Here is a 16,028-nt window from a genome sequence, read left to right as displayed (position 1 = left end):
GGAACCGGCCGCGCGGGTCAGCGGGTCGGTCGTGGGTGGAAGCCGTAGGGCAGTTCCAGGCGGTGCCGCGCCAGCAGGGCCGCATCGGCGAGCAGGTCGGCGGTGGGGGCGTCGGCGACGATCCGGCCGGCGTCCAGGATGACCGCCCGGTCGCACAGCTCCGCCGCGTAGGGCAGGTCGTGGGTGACCATCAGCAGGGTCACCGGCAGGGCGCGCAGGATCCCGGCCAGCTCCCGGCGGGCCGCCGGATCCAGGTTGGACGACGGCTCGTCGAGGACCAGGATCTCCGGACGCATCGCCAGCACGGTGGCCACCGCCACCCGACGACGCTGCCCGAACGACAGGTGGTGCGGGGCGCGGTCCCGGTGCTCGGCCATCCCCACCGCCGTCAGCGCCTCGTCCACCCGGGCGGCCAGCTCGACGCCGCGCAGCCCCAGGTTCGCCGGGCCGAACGCCACGTCCTCGGCCACCGTGGGCAGGAAGAGCTGGTCGTCCGGGTCCTGGAAGACGATACCCACCCGGCGACGGACCTCGGCCAGGGTGTCCCGGTCCCGGGACAGCGTCAGCCCGCCCACGCTCACCACCCCCTCGGTCGGGGTGAGGATGCCGTTGAGGTGCAGCACCAGCGTGGTCTTGCCGGCGCCGTTCGGGCCGAGCAGGGCCACCCGGTCGCCGCGCGGCACCGTCAGGTCCACCCCGGCCAGGGCGACGTGACCGTCCGGGTACGCGTACCGGACGCCACGCACGTCCAGGGAGACAGCGGTCTGCACGTACCCGATCATGTCAGGACGACGGCGGTCGCGGCGATCGCCACCGCCGCGACCGGCACGGTCGCCGCCGCCGCCCACTGCCCGGCGGTCGCCGCGCCGGACCCCTGCCAGACCGCCGGCATCCGGCCGGCGTAGCCCCGGGAGAGCATCGCCAGGTAGACCCGCTCGCCGCGTTCGAAGGCGCGCAGGAACAGCGCGCCCACCCCGGCCGCGAAGCCCCGCAGCTGCCACAGGAAACGCGGGTCGTCACCCCGGGAGACCCGGGCCACCCGCATCCGGCGGGCCTCACCGACCAGCACGTCGAGGTAGCGCAGCATGAACGTGGCGATCTGGGTGATGATCTGCGGGCAGCGCAGCCGGTCCAGGCCGACGATCAGGTCCCGGGTGGTGGTCGTCGCGGCCAGCAGCAGCGACGCGAGCACCCCCAGGGTGCCCTTGGCGACGATGTTCCACGCCCCGTGCAGGCCGTCCACCGACAGGCTCAACCCGACGAACTCGGTGCGCGGGCCCGCCCCGAGGAACGGCAGGGCGACCGCGAACAGCACGAACGGCAGCTCGATCGTGGCGCGCAGCAGCAGCCAACGCGGACCCACCCGGGCCAGCGCGGCGACGACGGCGACCAGCAGGGCGTACCCGCCGAAGGCCCAGAACGCCTCGCGCGGGGTGGCCACCACCGCCACGGTGAACAGCACCATCGCGGCGATCTTGACTTCGGGGGCCAGCCGGTGCACCCGGGAGGGAGTGTCCCGGTAGAGCACGTGTGCGTGTCCGGCTCCCACGTCGTACCGCCGGGTCAGCCGACGGAGCCGGATGCGGGCTGCCGGTCGGCGGTGGAGCCGGCCCGCTCGCCCCGGGTGCCGGTGTCGGCCGGACCACGGCGGCGCAGCAGCCAGAACAGGCCGCCGCCGACGGCGAAGGTGAGCAGCACCCCGACCACCCCGGACAGGCCGGTGGAGAGGAACCCGTTGTCGACGCCCCGGATGCCGTAGTCGGCCAGCGGACTGTCGGCCAGCTCGTGGTCCCTCGCCTGCCGGGCGGGGCAGGAACCACCGGTGATCTCGTCGTCGGCGTTCACCGTGCAGCCCTTGAGCAGCGACGAGTCCAGGCCGTCCGGATGCGACGAGGCGTAGTTGCTGACCACCCCGGCCAGCAGCAGGGCGACCAGCAGGCCGACCGCCACGAAACCCCAGGAACGCTTCCTCACCGCACACCTCCGACAGCCGGGACGGAAGCCGGCGGGGTCGCCGGCTTCAGCGCACGCAGCGCGTACACCAGGTCGGGCCGGACCTTGGCCACGGTGGCGACCGTGGTCGCGGTGATCAGCCCCTCGCCGATGCCGATCAGCAGGTGGACGCCGGCCATCGTGCCGGCCAGGCCGGTGAGGTTGCCGCCCAGGTCGGTGGTGCCACCCAGCCAGTACTGCACGACGAACCCCTGGGAGGCCACGACCACGCTGACCAGCGCCGCGACGAAGGCGGTCACGGCCAGGCCGGTGGGGGTGCGGGGCAGGATCCGCAGCAGGCCGGCGATCAGCAGGTACGCCGCAGCGGTGCCGAGCAGCGCCATGTTGGTGATGTTCAGGCCGAGCATGGCGACGCCGCCGTCGCCGAAGACCAGGGCCTGCACGATCAGCACCACCGACACACACAGCGCGCCCACCCACGGGCCGACCAGCATCGCGGCGAGCGCGCCGCCGAGCAGGTGACCGGAGACCCCGGCCGTGAAGATCGGGAAGTTGAGCATCTGCACGGCGAAGATGAACGCGGCGACCAGGCCGGCCATCGGCGCGAGCCGGTCGTCCAGGTCGCGCCGGCCGCGCAGCACGCAGAAGGTCAGGGCGGCCAGTGCGACGGCCGCGAAGACGCCCGCGACGGGACCGTTGATGATCCCGTTCGAGATGTGCATCGCCAGGGTTTCCACGTGACCTCCTGCTCGGCCGGCGCGCTCAGCCTATTTCCCCCGGTCGGTTGTTGCCAAGATGCGGCAACAAGCCATACGCGGTTCACCTGCCCGCCGGCTGCCGGACGCTCCCGGGCTGCCGGACGCTCCCGGGCGGTCCGGAGCGGAGCGGGGCGGGGCGGCCCGGCGCGGAGCGGGCGACACGTCGCCGCCCGGCGGTAGGGTCGTCGCCATGACCGCGCCCGACCGGCTCACCCCCGGCGACCCCGCACCCGACTTCACCCTCCCCACCGACACCGGGGAGACGCTCGCCCTGGCCGCGCTGCGCGGTCGCCGGGTCATCCTGTACGCCTACCCGGCCGCGATGACCCCCGGCTGCACCAAGCAGGCCTGCGACTTCCGCGACTCGCTCGCCCCGCTGCAGGCCGCCGGCTACGAGGTGGTCGGCATCTCCCCCGACCAACCCGCCAAGCTGGCGAAGTTCCGCGAACGCGACGCCATCACCTTCCCGCTGGTCGCCGACGTCGACAAGGCGGTACTCACCGCGTACGGCGCCTTCGGCGAGAAGCAGCTCTACGGCCGTACGGTGACCGGGGTGATCCGGTCCACCTTCGTCATCGACCCGGACGGGAAGATCGAACACGCGTTCTACAACGTCAAGGCCACCGGCCACGTCGCCAAGCTGCGCCGCGACCTCGGCCTGGACTGAGCGCGTCACACTCCGACGACGGGTGTCAGAGGTTCCCGCTACTTTCCGCGCATGACCCGATACAAGTACACGCCGGAGATGCTCGCTCAGGCGGCGGAGCAGTCCCGCAGTATCGCCGACCTGCTCCAGATACTCGGTGTGAGATTCAGCGGTGGCTCCCACGCCCACATCAGTCGTCAGCTCAAGCGCCTGGGAATCGACACATCGCATTTCACCGGCCAGGTACACAACAAGGGTGGTCGAGGTGTCCGCACCCCGGTGACGCAACTGCTGGTCAAACGTTCGGAGGGGCGGAGGGTTCCGGATTCGCGCCTCAAACGCGCCCTGGCTGCCATCGGGTTGCCGGAGGAGTGCGAAGCATGCGGTGTCGGAGCCAGCCGGCAAGGCAAGCCGTTGACGTTGCACGTCGACCACATCAACGGCGACTTCCTCGACAACCAGCCGTGCAATCTGCGACTTCTCTGCCCGAACTGCCACAGCCAGACGGCCACCTATGCCGGTTCCTCCCACCGAGCAGCGCTGCCCCCGCCGGATGTGGTCTACGATGCGGAGGCTGTGACACCCACTGGCTTCCCGATCGGCAGACGGCTTCGCCGTCGCACACCATGGCCCTGGAAAGTGACGGTGTACACGGTGGGGGGCCGTAGCCCAAATGGCAGGAGGCGTGCGGTTTAGGTCCGCAACAGTGCGGGTTCGAGTCCCGTCGGCCCTACTCCACTTCCGGCAGCCGGACGCCCGGCTGTCGGAAACGTCACGATCGCAGGTCAACCGCGGGTCGCGGTAGCAGGATCAGCAGCGTGAGCCTGTGCTTCGTCCTCGACCCCGATCTCACTGCCGAGCTGCGGGAACGCATCGTCGACCTGTGGGTCGACGCGACCAACGCCGGCGGCGCGGTCGGCTTCGTCGCCCCGGTCGGCGCAGGCGACGTGCGCCCCGTCGCCGAGGTGACCTTCGCCGCCGTCACCGACGGCCCGGACCGGCTGCTGGTCGGCTACGAGGGCGACCGACCGGTGGCGGTGCTGTTCCTCACCGACCACCGGTTCCCGCTGAAGGCGCACTGGGGCGTGCTCAAACGGGTGATGGTCCATCCCGACGCCCAGGGGCGCGGCCACGGGCAGGCCCTGATGCGGGAGGCTGCCCGGCGTGCCCCCGAGCTGGGGTGGCGGGCGCTGCACGTGACGGTGCGCGGCGGGCTGGGCCTGGAGCGCTTCTACCGCCGGCTCGGTTACCGCGAGGTGGGCCGACTGCCGGGCGCGCTGCGGGTGGCACCCGGCGACGACCGTGACGAGATCCTCATGTGGCACGACCTGGACACCCCGGCCGCCTGACCGCGTCGCGTGACCGCAGGCCGTATGCCGGTGTCGGCCCAGCGGAGAACACGGGATAAGGCAGCACGACACGGCGGACGACGCGGGGTGGACGGTCGACGAGCGGTCAGCCCCGGGAGGCGCAGTCGACCGGTCGACCCGCGAGCGGCTGCGTCGACGTGGCGGGGACGGGGGCGGCGGCCACGTCCGGTGGAGCGGACGGGGTGGTGGTGGCCACCGCCGACGGGCTGGCGCTGGTCGTCCGGCTCGGGGTGACCCTGGGGCTTGGCGACGGCGGTTCACCGGACGGGGCGGTCCGGGCGGCCGGGGCGCTGCCGCCGTACATCGTCACCGTGCTGCGCTGGACCCGGCCGGGGGACATGGTGATGCCGGTGGCGGTGACCCGGTGGCCGTAGACGTCGGTGACCCGGACGGCGTACGGGCCGGGCCCCGCCCCGGAGTCGATCAGCCAGTAGTTGTAGTCCTGCCGGGCGGCGGTACGCCAGGCGCCGGAGCCCTGTCGTACCTCGACGGTGCGCAGCGGGTTGCCGTGCTCGGCGACCAGTGCGGCGAACCAGTACTGCGACGCCCCCTCCTTGATCCGGAAGGTGAGCGGGCCGGACAGCGGCGGGTCGACCGCCGCGCGGTAGCTGACGCCGACGATGCCCTGCACCGGGTCGGCGATCCGGGCGAACGCCTCGCGGGACAGGTCGACGTGCCCGGGGGCGCACTCCGGGCACTGGTCCATGATCAGGACCCGGACGGTGCCCCGGGGGCCGGTGACGTCGAGGTACCCACCGCAGGCCGCGCCGGCGCTGTACTCGCCGGGGCCGAGCGCCACGTAGAGCCGGTTGGCCGGGGCGGACGGGTAGGAGCAGTTCCCGCCGGCCCCCTTGGAGTCGTAGAAGGTGGCTTTTCCCTTGTGGACCGTACTCCCGGTGGGTGGGGCCGCCAGTGGTAGCCGCCCGGCGGCCACCGGCCCGGCACCGGCCAGCCCGACCGGCGGGGCGGCACAGGCGGGGGCGGCGCCGGAGCGCAGCGCGAGGCTCAGCCCGAGCACGGTGGCCAGCGCGGCGACGCCACCGGCGGCCAGCCAGCGGCGGCGTCCGCCACCCCGGGCGCGGCGACGCCCCGGCCCGGAGCGGTCGGCGGGGGCGCGGCCGCCCGGCCCGGAGCCGGGTTCCTGGGACACGCTGCCATCGGTCACGCCGACCGATGCTGCCGCAGTGGACGACCGGGGGACAAGCCGGCTAAGCGAAAGCTAAGCCGGTCAGCCGATCCGGTTGCGGTGGAGTCCCGACGCGATCACGGTGAGCGACCGTAGCGGTTCGGCGGTCTCCGGCCGGGTACGCAGCAGGTCCTCCAGGCGGACCCGCCAGCGGCCGGCCTCGACGGCGGCGGCGTCGGGGGCGGTCCGGGCCCAGGGCAGCAGCCGCTGCCGGGTGTCCCGGAGTGCCCGCGCGTGCTCGGGGCCGAGCAGCGCGTCGACTTCGGTGCACAGCCAGTCGAAGAGCCGGTCGTCGGGAGCGGCCGAGACGATCAGGCGGGCCATGTCCCAGGCCACGCGGGGGTGGTGGAGAACCTGCATCTCGACTCCTCCGTCGGTGGTGGCGGTTCGGCCATCATCGATCCGTGACCGGCCCGGGGGCAACACCCGCCCGGCGGAGTACGGCTCGGCCGGGCGGTGTCGCCGCAGCGGCGGACGCCCGGCCCGGATCACCGTCGGTCGGGCCTCACCAGGCGACGCCGATGCCGTCGCCGGGGAAGGCGGCCACCGGCGCCAACGGGGTACGGGCGATGGCCCGGCGCAGTCTCGTCGCATCCACGGCGAGGTTCTACCAGCCGCAGGTGACCAGCGACTGAACGTCCAGCGTACGGCGGCTTTTCGGCCCGTGGCCCGTCGGGCGTACGCAGGCTGCCCGGCTGGGTGACGACTCAGTAACATGCGGCCATGCCAGAAGGCGAACAGTTCTCGGAATCAGTTCCGGCCGGCTCCCCCGAGAACGTCGACTCCCCCGGGTCGTCGCCACGGCGACGGCGGCGGGGCCGGCGGATCGCCCTGGTGGCGCTGCTGGCACTGGCCCTGGTCGGGGCGGGCGGGGTCGGGGCGGGCGCGCTCTACCTGCGGTCGGTCGAAAAGGACGTCGAACGGGTGGACGCCTTCACCGGGGTACCGACGGAGAGCCGGCCACCGGTGGTGGCCCGGGACGCCACGAACATCATGATCCTGGGCAGCGACTCCCGGGATCCGGAACGGACCGGGGGATCCCGGACCGACACGATCATCCTGGCCCACCTGCCCGGGGACCGGAAGAGCGCGCAGCTCGTCTCGATCCCCCGGGACACCTGGGTCGACGTGCCCCGGTCGACCGACGGCCGGCACGGCGGCCGGCCCGCGAAGATCAACGCGGCGTTCGCCTGGGGCGGGATTCCACTGATGGTGCAGACCGTCGAGGAGTTCACCAGGGTCCACGTCGACCACGTGGCGGTGGTCGACTTCGCCGGCTTCCAGGAGATCATCGACGCGTTGGGCGGGGTGGACGTCACCGTCGACCACCGCTTCACCTCGATCCATCCTCCGCTGCGCACCTTCCCGGCCGGCCGGCAGACGATGGACGGCGCGACGGCGCTGGACTACTCCCGGCAGCGCAAGCAGTTCCCGGACGGCGACTTCGCCCGGATCCGGCACCAGCAGCAGGTGATCCGGGCGATCCTCGACAAGGCGGCCACCGGCGGCATCCTGACCAGCCCGGGCAGGCTCGACGACTTCGTCCGGGCCGTCTCGGCGTCGGTCTCCGTCGACCGGGAGATGTCGCTGCTGGGGCTGGCGACCGAGCTGCGCGGCCTGCGGGGCGGCAACCTCACCTTCGTCACCAGCCCGTCCCGGGGCACCGGTCGGGTGGGCACCGAGAGCGTGGTCTTCGCCGACGAGCGGAAGTCCCGGGAGTTCTACGACGCGGTCCGTCGGGACGCCACCGCCGAGATCGTCCGCGCCGCCCGCTGAGCCCGGCGTCGCCGCCGGACGGGAAGCCGGTGCCTGCCTCGTGGCGGGAAGCCGGTGCTTGCCCGTGAAATATTTCATGCATAGAGTCGCGGTATGAATGAAGGAGCCGTCGCCGCGCCGCCGGACGGGCTGCTCGACCTTTTCCACGGCGTCCGGCTCACCCCCACCCAGCGGCGCATCGCGCACTGCCTGGTGCAGCACGCCGCCAGCGTGGCGTACCTGTCCGCGGCCGAGGTCGCCGAGCTGGCCGGGGTCAGCCAGCCGTCGGTGACCCGGTTCGCCGTGGCGCTCGGCCACGACGGCTACCCCGCGCTGCGCCGCCGGCTGCGCGAGCTGACCGCCGCCGGCCCCGACGGTCGCCCCGACGACAACAACGAACTGCAACTCGCGGTACGCGCCGAGATGGCCAACCTGGAGCGGCTGGCCGGCGAGCTGGCCGACCGGGACCGGATCGCCGCCGCCGGCCGGCTGCTCGCGGCGAGCCGCCCGCTGCCGGTGCTCGGGCTACGGGCCGCCGCGCCGCTGGCCGCCTACTTCGCCTACTTCGCCGCCAAGGTGCTGCCCGACGTGCGGGTCCTCGACGACGGCGGCAGCCTGCTCACCGACCGGCTCGAACAGGCCGCCTCGGCCGGGGCGGACGCGCTGCTCGCCTTCGTGCTGCCCCGCTACCCCCGGGAGACCCTGGACGCGCTGCGGGCCGCCCGCGACGCCGGCCTCACCGTCGTCGCGATCACCGACTCCCCGGTCAGCCCCGCCACCGAGTACGCCGAACTGGTGCTCCCCGCCGCCGTCGGCACCGACCTCGTCTTCGACCTGCACACCGCCCCGATGACCCTGGCGATGGTGGTGCTCCAGGCGATCTGCGACGCCGCCCCGCTCCAGACCCAGCGCCGCCTGGAGGCGTTCGAGTCGTCCGCCGCCCGTCGTCAGTTGTTCCTCGGCTGAGAGGAGTACGTCATGCACCAGCCCGTCCGCGCCGCCCGCGGCACCACCCGTACCGCGCGGGGGTGGCCGCAGGAGGCCGCCCTGCGGATGCTGATGAACAACCTCGACCCGGAGGTGGCCGAACGCCCCGACGACCTGGTGGTCTACGGCGGCACCGGGAGGGCGGCCCGGGACTGGCCGTCGTACCACGCGCTGGTGCGCACCCTCACCGGGCTGCGTGACGACGAGACGATGCTGGTGCAGTCCGGCCGCCCGGTCGGGGTCATGCGGACCCACGAGTGGGCCCCCCGGGTGCTGCTGGCCAACTCCAACCTGGTCGGCGACTGGGCCACCTGGCCGGAGTTCCGCCGGCTGGAGTCGCTCGGCCTGACCATGTACGGGCAGATGACCGCCGGCTCGTGGATCTACATCGGCACCCAGGGCATCCTCCAGGGCACCTACGAGACGTTCGCCGCGGTCGCCGCGAAGCGCTTCGGCGGCAGCCTCGCCGGAACGTTGACCCTCACCGCCGGCTGCGGCGGGATGGGCGGGGCGCAGCCCCTCGCGGTCACCATGAACGACGGGGTGTGCCTGATCGTGGACGTGGACCGGACCCGGCTCGACCGGCGGGTGCACGACCGCTACCTCGACGAGGTAGCCGACTCGCTCGACGACGCCGTCGCCCGGGTGTCGGCCGCGAAGCGGGAGCGGCGGGCGCTCAGCGTCGGCGTGGTCGGCAACGCCGCCACCGTCTTCCCCGAGCTGTTGCGCCGGGGCGTCGCCGTCGACGTGGTGACCGACCAGACCAGCGCGCACGACCCGCTGTCGTACCTGCCGGAGGGGGTGGAGTTGGCCGACGCCCGGGACTACGCGGCGGCCAAGCCGGCCGAGTTCACCGACCGGGCGCGGGCGTCGATGGCGAGGCACGTCGAGGCGATGGTCGGCTTCCTCGACGCGGGCGCGGAGGTGTTCGACTACGGCAACTCGATCCGGGGCGAGGCGCAGCTCGGCGGGTACGCGCGGGCGTTCGACTTCCCCGGCTTCGTGCCCGCGTACATCAGGCCGTTGTTCTGCGAGGGCAGAGGGCCGTTCCGCTGGGCGGCGCTCTCCGGTGACCCGGCCGACATCGCCGCCACCGACCGGGCCATCCTCGACCTGTTCCCCGGGAACGAGTCGCTGGCCCGGTGGATGCGGCTGGCCGGCGAACGGGTCGCCTTCCAGGGGCTGCCGGCCCGGATCTGCTGGCTGGGCTACGGCGAGCGGGACGTCGCCGGGGTGCGGTTCAACGAGATGGTCGCCGCCGGGGAGCTGTCCGCGCCGGTCGTGATCGGCCGGGACCACCTGGACTGCGGCAGCGTCGCCAGCCCGTACCGGGAGACCGAGGCGATGGCCGACGGCTCCGACGCGATCGCCGACTGGCCGCTGCTCAACGCGCTGGTCAACACCGCCAGTGGCGCGTCCTGGGTGTCCATCCACCACGGCGGTGGGGTGGGCATCGGCCGGTCGCTGCACGCCGGTCAGGTGTGCGTCGCCGACGGCACCGCGCTGGCCGGGCAGAAGATCGAACGGGTGCTCACCAACGACCCGGCGATGGGGGTCATCCGGCACGTCGACGCCGGCTACGACACCGCCCGCGACGTCGCCGGGCGCACCGACGTCCGCATCCCCATGGCGGAGGGGCACGCGTGAGTGCGAGGAGCGCAGCGCAGCGGAGCACCGCAGTCACGAACAACGGAGGAACCCCGTGAGTGCGAGGAGCGCAGCGCAGCGGAGCACCGCAGTCACGAACAATGGAGAAGCCCCGTGAGGTTCCGCGAGTTGTGGGACGAGATCGCGCCGGTCGGCCGGGACGCCGGCAGCGGCGGCTATCTGCGGTACGCGCTGACCGCGCCGGAGCTGCGGCTGCGGGAGTGGTTCCGGGCACAGGCCGACCTGCGGGGCATGCCGGTCAGCGAGGACGGCAACGGCAACCTGTTCGCCCGGTGGGGCGACCCGCCCGGCGATGCGCGGGACGGCGACGCGGGGCGGGTCGGCGCGGCAGCCGGCACCGGGGCGGTGCTCACCGGCAGCCACTTCGACTCGGTGCCGCACGGCGGGGCGTACGACGGGCCGCTCGGCATCGTCAGCGCGTTCCTCGCCGTGGACGAGCTGCGGGCCGCCGGGGCCAGCCCGCTCCGGCCGGTGGTGGTGGCCGCGTTCGTCGAGGAGGAGGGCGCCCGGTTCGGCGTACCGTGTCTGGGGTCGCGGCTGCTCACCGGCGAGATCGACCCGGACCGCGCGGCCGGGCTGCGCGACGCCGCCGGGGTGGGCTTCGCCGAGGCGCTGGGTGCCCGCCCGGCGGGGGCCGACCCGGCGCTGGCCGACCGGTTCGCCGCCTTCGTGGAGCTGCACGTCGAGCAGGGGCGGGCGCTGGTCGACGCCGGTGCGCCGGTCGGGGTGGCGAGTGCCATCTGGCCACACGGCCGATGGCGCTTCGAGCTGCGTGGCGAGGGCAACCACGCCGGTACGACCCGGATGGCCGACCGCCGCGACCCGATGCTCACCTACGCGTTCACCGTGCTGGCGGCGAACAAGGAGGCCCGGTTGCGGGGCGCGCACGCCACTGTGGGCCGGGTCGCGGTGGAACCCAACGCCACCAACGCGGTCCCGTCGCGGGTGACCTGCTGGCTCGACGCCCGCGCCGCCGCACCGGAGACCCTGCGCGAGCTGGTCGAGGCGGTGCACGCCAAGGTCGCCGAACGCGCCCGCCGGGACGGCACCGAGCTGACCGTGACCCCGGAGTCGGCGACGCCGCTGGTCGCCTTTGACGCCGGGCTGACCGGCCGGTTGGCGGAACTGCTGGCCGCGCCGGTGCTGCCCACTGGGGCCGGCCACGACGCCGGGGTGCTCGCCGCGCGGCTGCCCACCGCGATGCTGTTCGTGCGCAACCCGACCGGGGTGTCGCACTCCCCCGCCGAGTCGGCCACCGACGACGACTGCGCGGCCGGGGTGGTCGCGCTGGCCCGGGTGCTGGAGGAGCTGGCATGCCGCTGACCCGCTGGCTGGCCGAACAGGCGTGGCTGCCCGATCACGCCGCGCCCACCCCGGACGTGCTGATCGAGGCCGAGGACGGCCGGTTCACCGTGGTCACCCCGCTGGCCCGGGGGGCGGCCCCGCCCGCCGGGGTCGAGGTGCTGGCCGACGCGGTACGGCTGCCCGGCCTCACCCTGCCCGGCCTCGCCAACGCCCACTCGCACGCCTTCCACCGGGCGCTGCGCGGGCGTACCCACGGCGGTCGGGGTGACTTCTGGAGCTGGCGGGACGTGATGTACGACGTCGCCGGCCGGCTCGACCCCGACTCCTACCTGGCCCTGGCCAGGGCCGCGTACGCCGAGATGGCGCTGGCCGGGATCACCTGTGTGGGCGAGTTCCACTACCTGCACCACGGCCCCGACGGCCGGCCGTACGACGATCCGAACGCGATGGGCGCGGCGCTGGTCGAGGCGGCGGCGCAGGCCGGCATCCGGATCACCCTGCTGGACGCCTGTTACCTGACCGCCTCGGTGGCCGGCGATCCGTTGGCGGGGGCGCAGCGGCGCTTCGGCGACGGGGACGCGCGGCGCTGGGCGGAGCGGGTCGACGCGTTCCGGCCCGCCGGGGCGCACGTGCTGCGCGGGGCGGCCGTCCACTCGGTGCGCGCGGTGCCCGCGGAGCAGCTCGCCACCGTCGCCGGCTGGGCCTACCGGCAGGGTGTCCCGCTGCACGTGCACCTGTCGGAGCAGCCCGCCGAGAACGACGCCTGCCGGTCCGTGCACGGGCGCACCCCGACCGCGCTGCTCGCCGACCGTGGCGTGCTCGGCCCGGACGTCACCGCCGTGCACGCCACCCATCCGACCGGTGCCGACCTGGCCCTGCTGGGCGGGCACCGGACCGGGGTGTGTCTGTGCCCCACCACCGAACGGGACCTGGCCGACGGGATCGGACCGGCCCGGCTGATGGCCGACGCCGGTATCCCGCTGAGCCTGGGCAGCGACAGTCACGCCGTGGTCGACCTGTTCGAGGAGGCCCGCGCGGTGGAGCTGGACGAGCGGCTGCGTACCCGGCGGCGTGGGCACTTCACCGTCGCCGCGCTGCGTGACGCGGCCACGGTCGCCGGGCACGCCGCGCTGGGGTGGTCCGACACCGGCCGGCTGGCCGTCGGGGAACGCGCCGATCTGGTCACGGTCCGGCTGGACAGCCCGCGTACCGCCGGGGTGCCGCCGGCGGGGGTGTTCTTCGCGGCCACCGCCGCCGACGTCGACCAGGTGGTGGTCGACGGTCGGCAGGTGGTGCGCGACGGCCGGCACCTGACCGTGGACGTGCCGGCGGAGCTGCGCGCGGCGGTCGCGGCGGTGACCGGTGCCTAGCCGCACCGGGCCGGTCACGCGCGGAGCGCGGCGGTCGGCGACGGGAGGGGTGGCGTGAGCAGTCTCCTGGTCGACAACATCGGCGAGCTGGTCACCAACGTGCCGACCGCCGGCGGGGACGGGCCGCTGGGCCTGCGGCGGGGGGTCGCCCTGCTGGTGGAGGCGGGCCGGGTGGTCTGGATCGGGCCGGCCCGGTACGCGCCGGCCGCCGACCGGCGGATCGACGCCGAGGGCGGCGCGGTGCTGCCCGGGTTCGTCGACAGCCACGCCCACCTGGTCTTCGCCGGGGACCGGGCGGCCGAGTTCGCGGCCCGGATGGCCGGCGAGCCGTACACCGGGGGTGGCATCCGGACCACGGTCGGCGCGACCCGGGCGGCCTCCGACGACGACCTGCGGGACACCGTGGGGCGGCTACGCGACGAGGCGATGCGGCAGGGCACCACCACCATGGAAATCAAGAGTGGGTACGGCCTGACCGTCGCCGACGAGGCCCGCTCGCTACGGATCGCCGCCGAGGTGACCGCCGAGACGACCTTCCTCGGCGCGCACGTCGTGCCCGCCGAGTACGCGGGCCGTCCCGACGACTACGTGGGGCTGGTCTGCGGGCCGATGCTCACCGCCGCCGCGCCGTACGCCCGCTGGGTGGACGTGTTCTGCGAGCGGGGCGCGTTCGACGCCGACCACGCTCGGGCGATCCTCACCGTCGGGCAGGCCGCCGGGCTGGGCCTGCGGCTGCACGCCAACCAGCTCGGCCCGGGGCCGGGGGTGCGGCTCGGGGTGGAGTTGGGGGCGGCCAGCGTCGACCACTGCACCCACCTGTCCGACGCCGACGTCGACGCGCTGGCCGGTTCGGCCACCACCGCCGATCCGGCCACCGGCGACGGGTCGGGCGGCACCGTGGCGACGCTGCTGCCGGGGGCCGAGTTCTCCACCCGGTCGCCGTACCCGGACGCCCGGCGGCTGCTCGACGCGGGGGTGACCGTGGCGCTGGCCACGGACTGCAACCCCGGGTCGTCGTACACCTCGTCGATGCCGTTCTGCGTCGCGCTGGCCGTCCGCGAGATGGGGATGACCCCGGCGGAGGCGGTCTGGGCCGCGACGGCCGGCGGCGCACGGGCGTTGCGCCGCACCGACGTCGGGCTGCTGCGCCCCGGCGTACGCGCCGACCTGATGATCCTCGACGCCCCGTCCCACCTGTACCTGGCCTACCGGCCGGGTGTCCCACTGATCCGTCAGGTTCTGCACAACGGAGTGCCGCAATGTCGACTGTGACCGTCCAGCCCACCGGAATCACCCCCGCCGACGTGCTCGCCGTGGCGCGCGGCGACGCCGGGGTGGTGCTCGCCCCGGCCGCCGTCGACGCGATGGTCGCCAGCCGGTCCATCGTGGACGGCATCGAAGCCGCCGGCCGTCCGGTGTACGGCGTCTCCACCGGATTCGGGGCGCTGGCGAACACCTTCGTCGCCCCGCGACGCCGGGCCGAGTTGCAGCACGCGCTGATCCGCTCGCACGCCGCCGGGGTGGGCACCCCGATGCCCCGCGAGGTGGTCCGGGCGATGATGCTGCTACGGGTCCGTTCGCTGGCGCTGGGCCGCTCCGGGATCCGGCCGCTGGTCGCCCAGGCGCTGGTCGACCTGCTCAACGCCGACGTCACCCCGTGGGTGCCGGAGCACGGCTCGCTCGGCGCGTCCGGTGACCTGGCACCGCTGGCGCACTGCGCGCTGGTGCTGCTCGGCGAGGGCTGGGTGCTCGGCCCCGGCGGCGAACGGGTCGACGCGGCCGACGCGCTGCGCGCCGCCGGGCTGGCACCGGTCGCGTTGGCCGCGAAGGAGGGGCTGGCGCTGATCAACGGCACCGACGGGATGCTCGGCATGCTGCTGCTGGCCGTCGCGGACGCCCGGCACCTGTTCACCATGGCCGATGTGACCGCCGCGCTGGCCATCGAGGCGATGCTCGGCTCGGAGCGGCCGTTCCTGCCCGAGCTGCACGCCATCCGGCCGCATCCGGGGCAGGCCGCCTCGGCGGCGAACATCCACCGGCTGCTCCAGGACTCCCGGGTGATGGACTCGCACCGTGACGACCTGGCGCACGCCGTGCAGGACGCGTACTCGATGCGGTGTGCCCCGCAGGTGGCCGGCGCGGCCCGGGACACCCTGGACTTCGTCGCGACGGTGGCCGGCCGGGAGCTGGTCTCGGTGGTGGACAACCCGGTGGTGCTGCCGGACGGCCGGGTCGAGTCGACGGGCAACTTCCACGGCGCTCCGCTCGGCTTCGCCGCCGACTACCTGGCCATCGCCGCCGCCGAGGTGGGGGCGATCGCCGAACGCCGGGTGGACCGGTTGCTCGACGTCACCCGCAACCGGGAGCTGCCGGCGTTCCTGTCGCCCGACGCGGGGGTCAACTCCGGGCTGATGATCGCCCAGTACACCGCCGCCGGGATCGTCGCGGAGAACCGCCGGCTGGCCGCGCCCGCCTCGGTCGACTCGTTGCCGACCAGCGGCATGCAGGAGGACCACGTCTCGATGGGCTGGGCGGGGGCCAAGAAGCTGCGCACCGTGCTGGACAACCTGACCAGCCTGCTCGCCGTGGAGCTGCTGGCGGCTGTCCGGGGACTGCAACTGCGTGCGCCGCTGGAGCCCTCGCCGGCGGGGCGGGCCGCGCTGGACGCGCTCGGCCCGGCGGCCGGCGCACCCGGGCCGGATGTCTTCCTCGCCCCGGTGCTGGAGTCGGCCCGGTCGGTACTGGCCGGCCCGGACCTGCGCGCCGCCGTCGAACGGCAGATCGGGCCGCTGAGCTGACGGCGACGGCGACGGCGACGGCGACGGCGACGGCGACGGCGACGGCGACGCAACCATAACGATCAGTAGTCAAGCCCGACTCGCCGCACCACGCTACCGAGAGTAAGCAACCTCCCGAGAGCCACCACACCGGCACAGACCCTTTGCTCTGCTGCCACTGACGCGACATTCGCCTGAACAGGTAAAAGTCATAAGCGGCACCAAGGACAGCAATCCTTGGGCGGACACTCTG

The 16,028-nt window shown here is 74.1% G+C and carries 15 protein-coding genes and 1 tRNA gene; 10 read left to right on the top strand and 6 right to left on the bottom strand.

Features of this window, described 5'->3' with window-relative positions:
* Positions 1-17: 17 nt before the first annotated feature.
* Genes O7612_RS06995 through O7612_RS06980 form a run of 4 tightly spaced genes read right to left on the bottom strand, consistent with a single transcriptional unit; the run spans position 18 to position 2,690 of the window.
* Positions 18-782 carry an ABC transporter ATP-binding protein gene (locus O7612_RS06995; RefSeq protein WP_282271493.1) on the bottom strand — a complete coding sequence of 255 codons (765 nt, stop codon included), beginning with the start codon at positions 780-782 and terminating at the stop codon, positions 18-20.
* The gene (gene cbiQ / locus O7612_RS06990) at positions 779-1,549 is read right to left on the bottom strand and encodes a cobalt ECF transporter T component CbiQ (RefSeq protein ID WP_282271489.1); all 771 of its coding nucleotides are present in this window, start codon (positions 1,547-1,549) and stop codon (positions 779-781) included. Before cbiQ ends, O7612_RS06995 begins: the two co-directional genes overlap by 4 nt.
* Positions 1,550-1,563: 14 nt before the next feature.
* Positions 1,564-1,974, bottom strand: a complete 411-nt coding sequence (locus O7612_RS06985) for a PDGLE domain-containing protein (RefSeq protein WP_282271487.1) — start codon at positions 1,972-1,974, stop codon at positions 1,564-1,566.
* Positions 1,971-2,690 carry an energy-coupling factor ABC transporter permease gene (locus O7612_RS06980; protein ID WP_282271485.1) on the bottom strand — a complete coding sequence of 240 codons (720 nt, stop codon included), beginning with the start codon at positions 2,688-2,690 and terminating at the stop codon, positions 1,971-1,973. Before O7612_RS06980 ends, O7612_RS06985 begins: the two co-directional genes overlap by 4 nt.
* A 211-nt stretch (positions 2,691-2,901) precedes the next feature.
* Here O7612_RS06980 and bcp point away from each other — a divergent pair, with 211 nt between their 5' ends.
* The 3 genes from bcp (at position 2,902) to O7612_RS06965 (ending at position 4,706) form a co-directional block, all read left to right on the top strand.
* The gene (bcp, locus tag O7612_RS06975; RefSeq protein WP_282271483.1) at positions 2,902-3,378 is read left to right on the top strand and encodes a thioredoxin-dependent thiol peroxidase; all 477 of its coding nucleotides are present in this window, start codon (positions 2,902-2,904) and stop codon (positions 3,376-3,378) included.
* 637 nt (positions 3,379-4,015) lie between these two features.
* A tRNA-Leu gene (locus O7612_RS06970) sits at positions 4,016-4,090 on the top strand.
* 85 nt (positions 4,091-4,175) lie between these two features.
* Positions 4,176-4,706 carry a GNAT family N-acetyltransferase gene (locus O7612_RS06965; protein ID WP_282271481.1) on the top strand — a complete coding sequence of 177 codons (531 nt, stop codon included), beginning with the start codon at positions 4,176-4,178 and terminating at the stop codon, positions 4,704-4,706.
* A 106-nt stretch (positions 4,707-4,812) separates the two neighbouring features.
* Here O7612_RS06965 and O7612_RS06960 read toward each other — a convergent pair whose 3' ends face one another.
* Both O7612_RS06960 and O7612_RS06955 read right to left on the bottom strand, forming a co-directional pair.
* Positions 4,813-5,892, bottom strand: a complete 1,080-nt coding sequence (locus O7612_RS06960) for an expansin EXLX1 family cellulose-binding protein (protein WP_282271479.1) — start codon at positions 5,890-5,892, stop codon at positions 4,813-4,815.
* Between the two features lie 63 nt (positions 5,893-5,955).
* On the bottom strand, positions 5,956-6,273 hold the full coding sequence (locus tag O7612_RS06955) for a hypothetical protein (protein WP_282271477.1): 318 nt from the start codon (positions 6,271-6,273) through the stop codon (positions 5,956-5,958).
* Between the two features lie 363 nt (positions 6,274-6,636).
* Between O7612_RS06955 and O7612_RS06950 the strand changes: the two genes are divergently transcribed.
* From O7612_RS06950 to hutH, 7 genes are all read left to right on the top strand, one after another.
* Complete coding sequence (locus tag O7612_RS06950) at positions 6,637-7,689, top strand: LCP family protein (RefSeq protein WP_282271475.1); 1,053 nt, start codon at positions 6,637-6,639, stop codon at positions 7,687-7,689.
* A 93-nt stretch (positions 7,690-7,782) separates the two neighbouring features.
* A complete protein-coding gene (locus O7612_RS06945) occupies positions 7,783-8,634 on the top strand; it encodes a MurR/RpiR family transcriptional regulator (RefSeq protein ID WP_282271473.1) in 852 nt (283 codons plus the stop codon).
* A gap of 12 nt (positions 8,635-8,646) precedes the next feature.
* Positions 8,647-10,302, top strand: a complete 1,656-nt coding sequence (hutU, locus tag O7612_RS06940; protein WP_282271471.1) for a urocanate hydratase — start codon at positions 8,647-8,649, stop codon at positions 10,300-10,302.
* A gap of 114 nt (positions 10,303-10,416) precedes the next feature.
* Positions 10,417-11,646 (top strand): allantoate amidohydrolase, encoded by a 1,230-nt coding sequence (locus tag O7612_RS06935; protein WP_282271469.1) that lies wholly within the window; start codon positions 10,417-10,419, stop codon positions 11,644-11,646.
* A complete protein-coding gene (locus tag O7612_RS06930) occupies positions 11,643-12,998 on the top strand; it encodes a formimidoylglutamate deiminase (protein WP_282273829.1) in 1,356 nt (451 codons plus the stop codon). The genes O7612_RS06935 and O7612_RS06930 overlap by 4 nt, the downstream gene beginning before the upstream one ends.
* 54 nt (positions 12,999-13,052) lie before the next feature.
* Positions 13,053-14,270, top strand: coding sequence for an imidazolonepropionase (gene hutI, locus O7612_RS06925; protein ID WP_282271466.1), 1,218 nt, complete (start codon positions 13,053-13,055; stop codon positions 14,268-14,270).
* A complete protein-coding gene (gene hutH / locus O7612_RS06920; RefSeq protein ID WP_282271464.1) occupies positions 14,258-15,796 on the top strand; it encodes a histidine ammonia-lyase in 1,539 nt (512 codons plus the stop codon). Before hutI ends, hutH begins: the two co-directional genes overlap by 13 nt.
* The last annotated feature ends 232 nt before the right edge of the window (positions 15,797-16,028 follow it).

The sequence above is a fragment of the Micromonospora sp. WMMD987 genome (assembly GCF_029581435.1).
Taxonomy (GTDB): Bacteria; Actinomycetota; Actinomycetes; order Mycobacteriales; family Micromonosporaceae; genus Micromonospora; species Micromonospora rifamycinica.
This window is presented reverse-complemented; position numbering and strand designations above follow the sequence as displayed.

Bases quoted from the DNA above. Each gene is read 5' to 3' on its own strand.
- O7612_RS06995 (WP_282271493.1), bottom strand. From the start codon at position 782: ATGATCGGGTACGTGCAGACCGCTGTCTCCCTGGACGTGCGTGGCGTC.
- bcp (WP_282271483.1), top strand. From the start codon at position 2,902: ATGACCGCGCCCGACCGGCTCACCCCCGGCGACCCCGCACCCGACTTC.
- O7612_RS06955 (WP_282271477.1), bottom strand. From the start codon at position 6,273: ATGCAGGTTCTCCACCACCCCCGCGTGGCCTGGGACATGGCCCGCCTG.
- O7612_RS06950 (WP_282271475.1), top strand. From the start codon at position 6,637: ATGCCAGAAGGCGAACAGTTCTCGGAATCAGTTCCGGCCGGCTCCCCC.
- O7612_RS06945 (WP_282271473.1), top strand. From the start codon at position 7,783: ATGAATGAAGGAGCCGTCGCCGCGCCGCCGGACGGGCTGCTCGACCTT.
- hutU (WP_282271471.1), top strand. From the start codon at position 8,647: ATGCACCAGCCCGTCCGCGCCGCCCGCGGCACCACCCGTACCGCGCGG.
- hutH (WP_282271464.1), top strand. From the start codon at position 14,258: ATGTCGACTGTGACCGTCCAGCCCACCGGAATCACCCCCGCCGACGTG.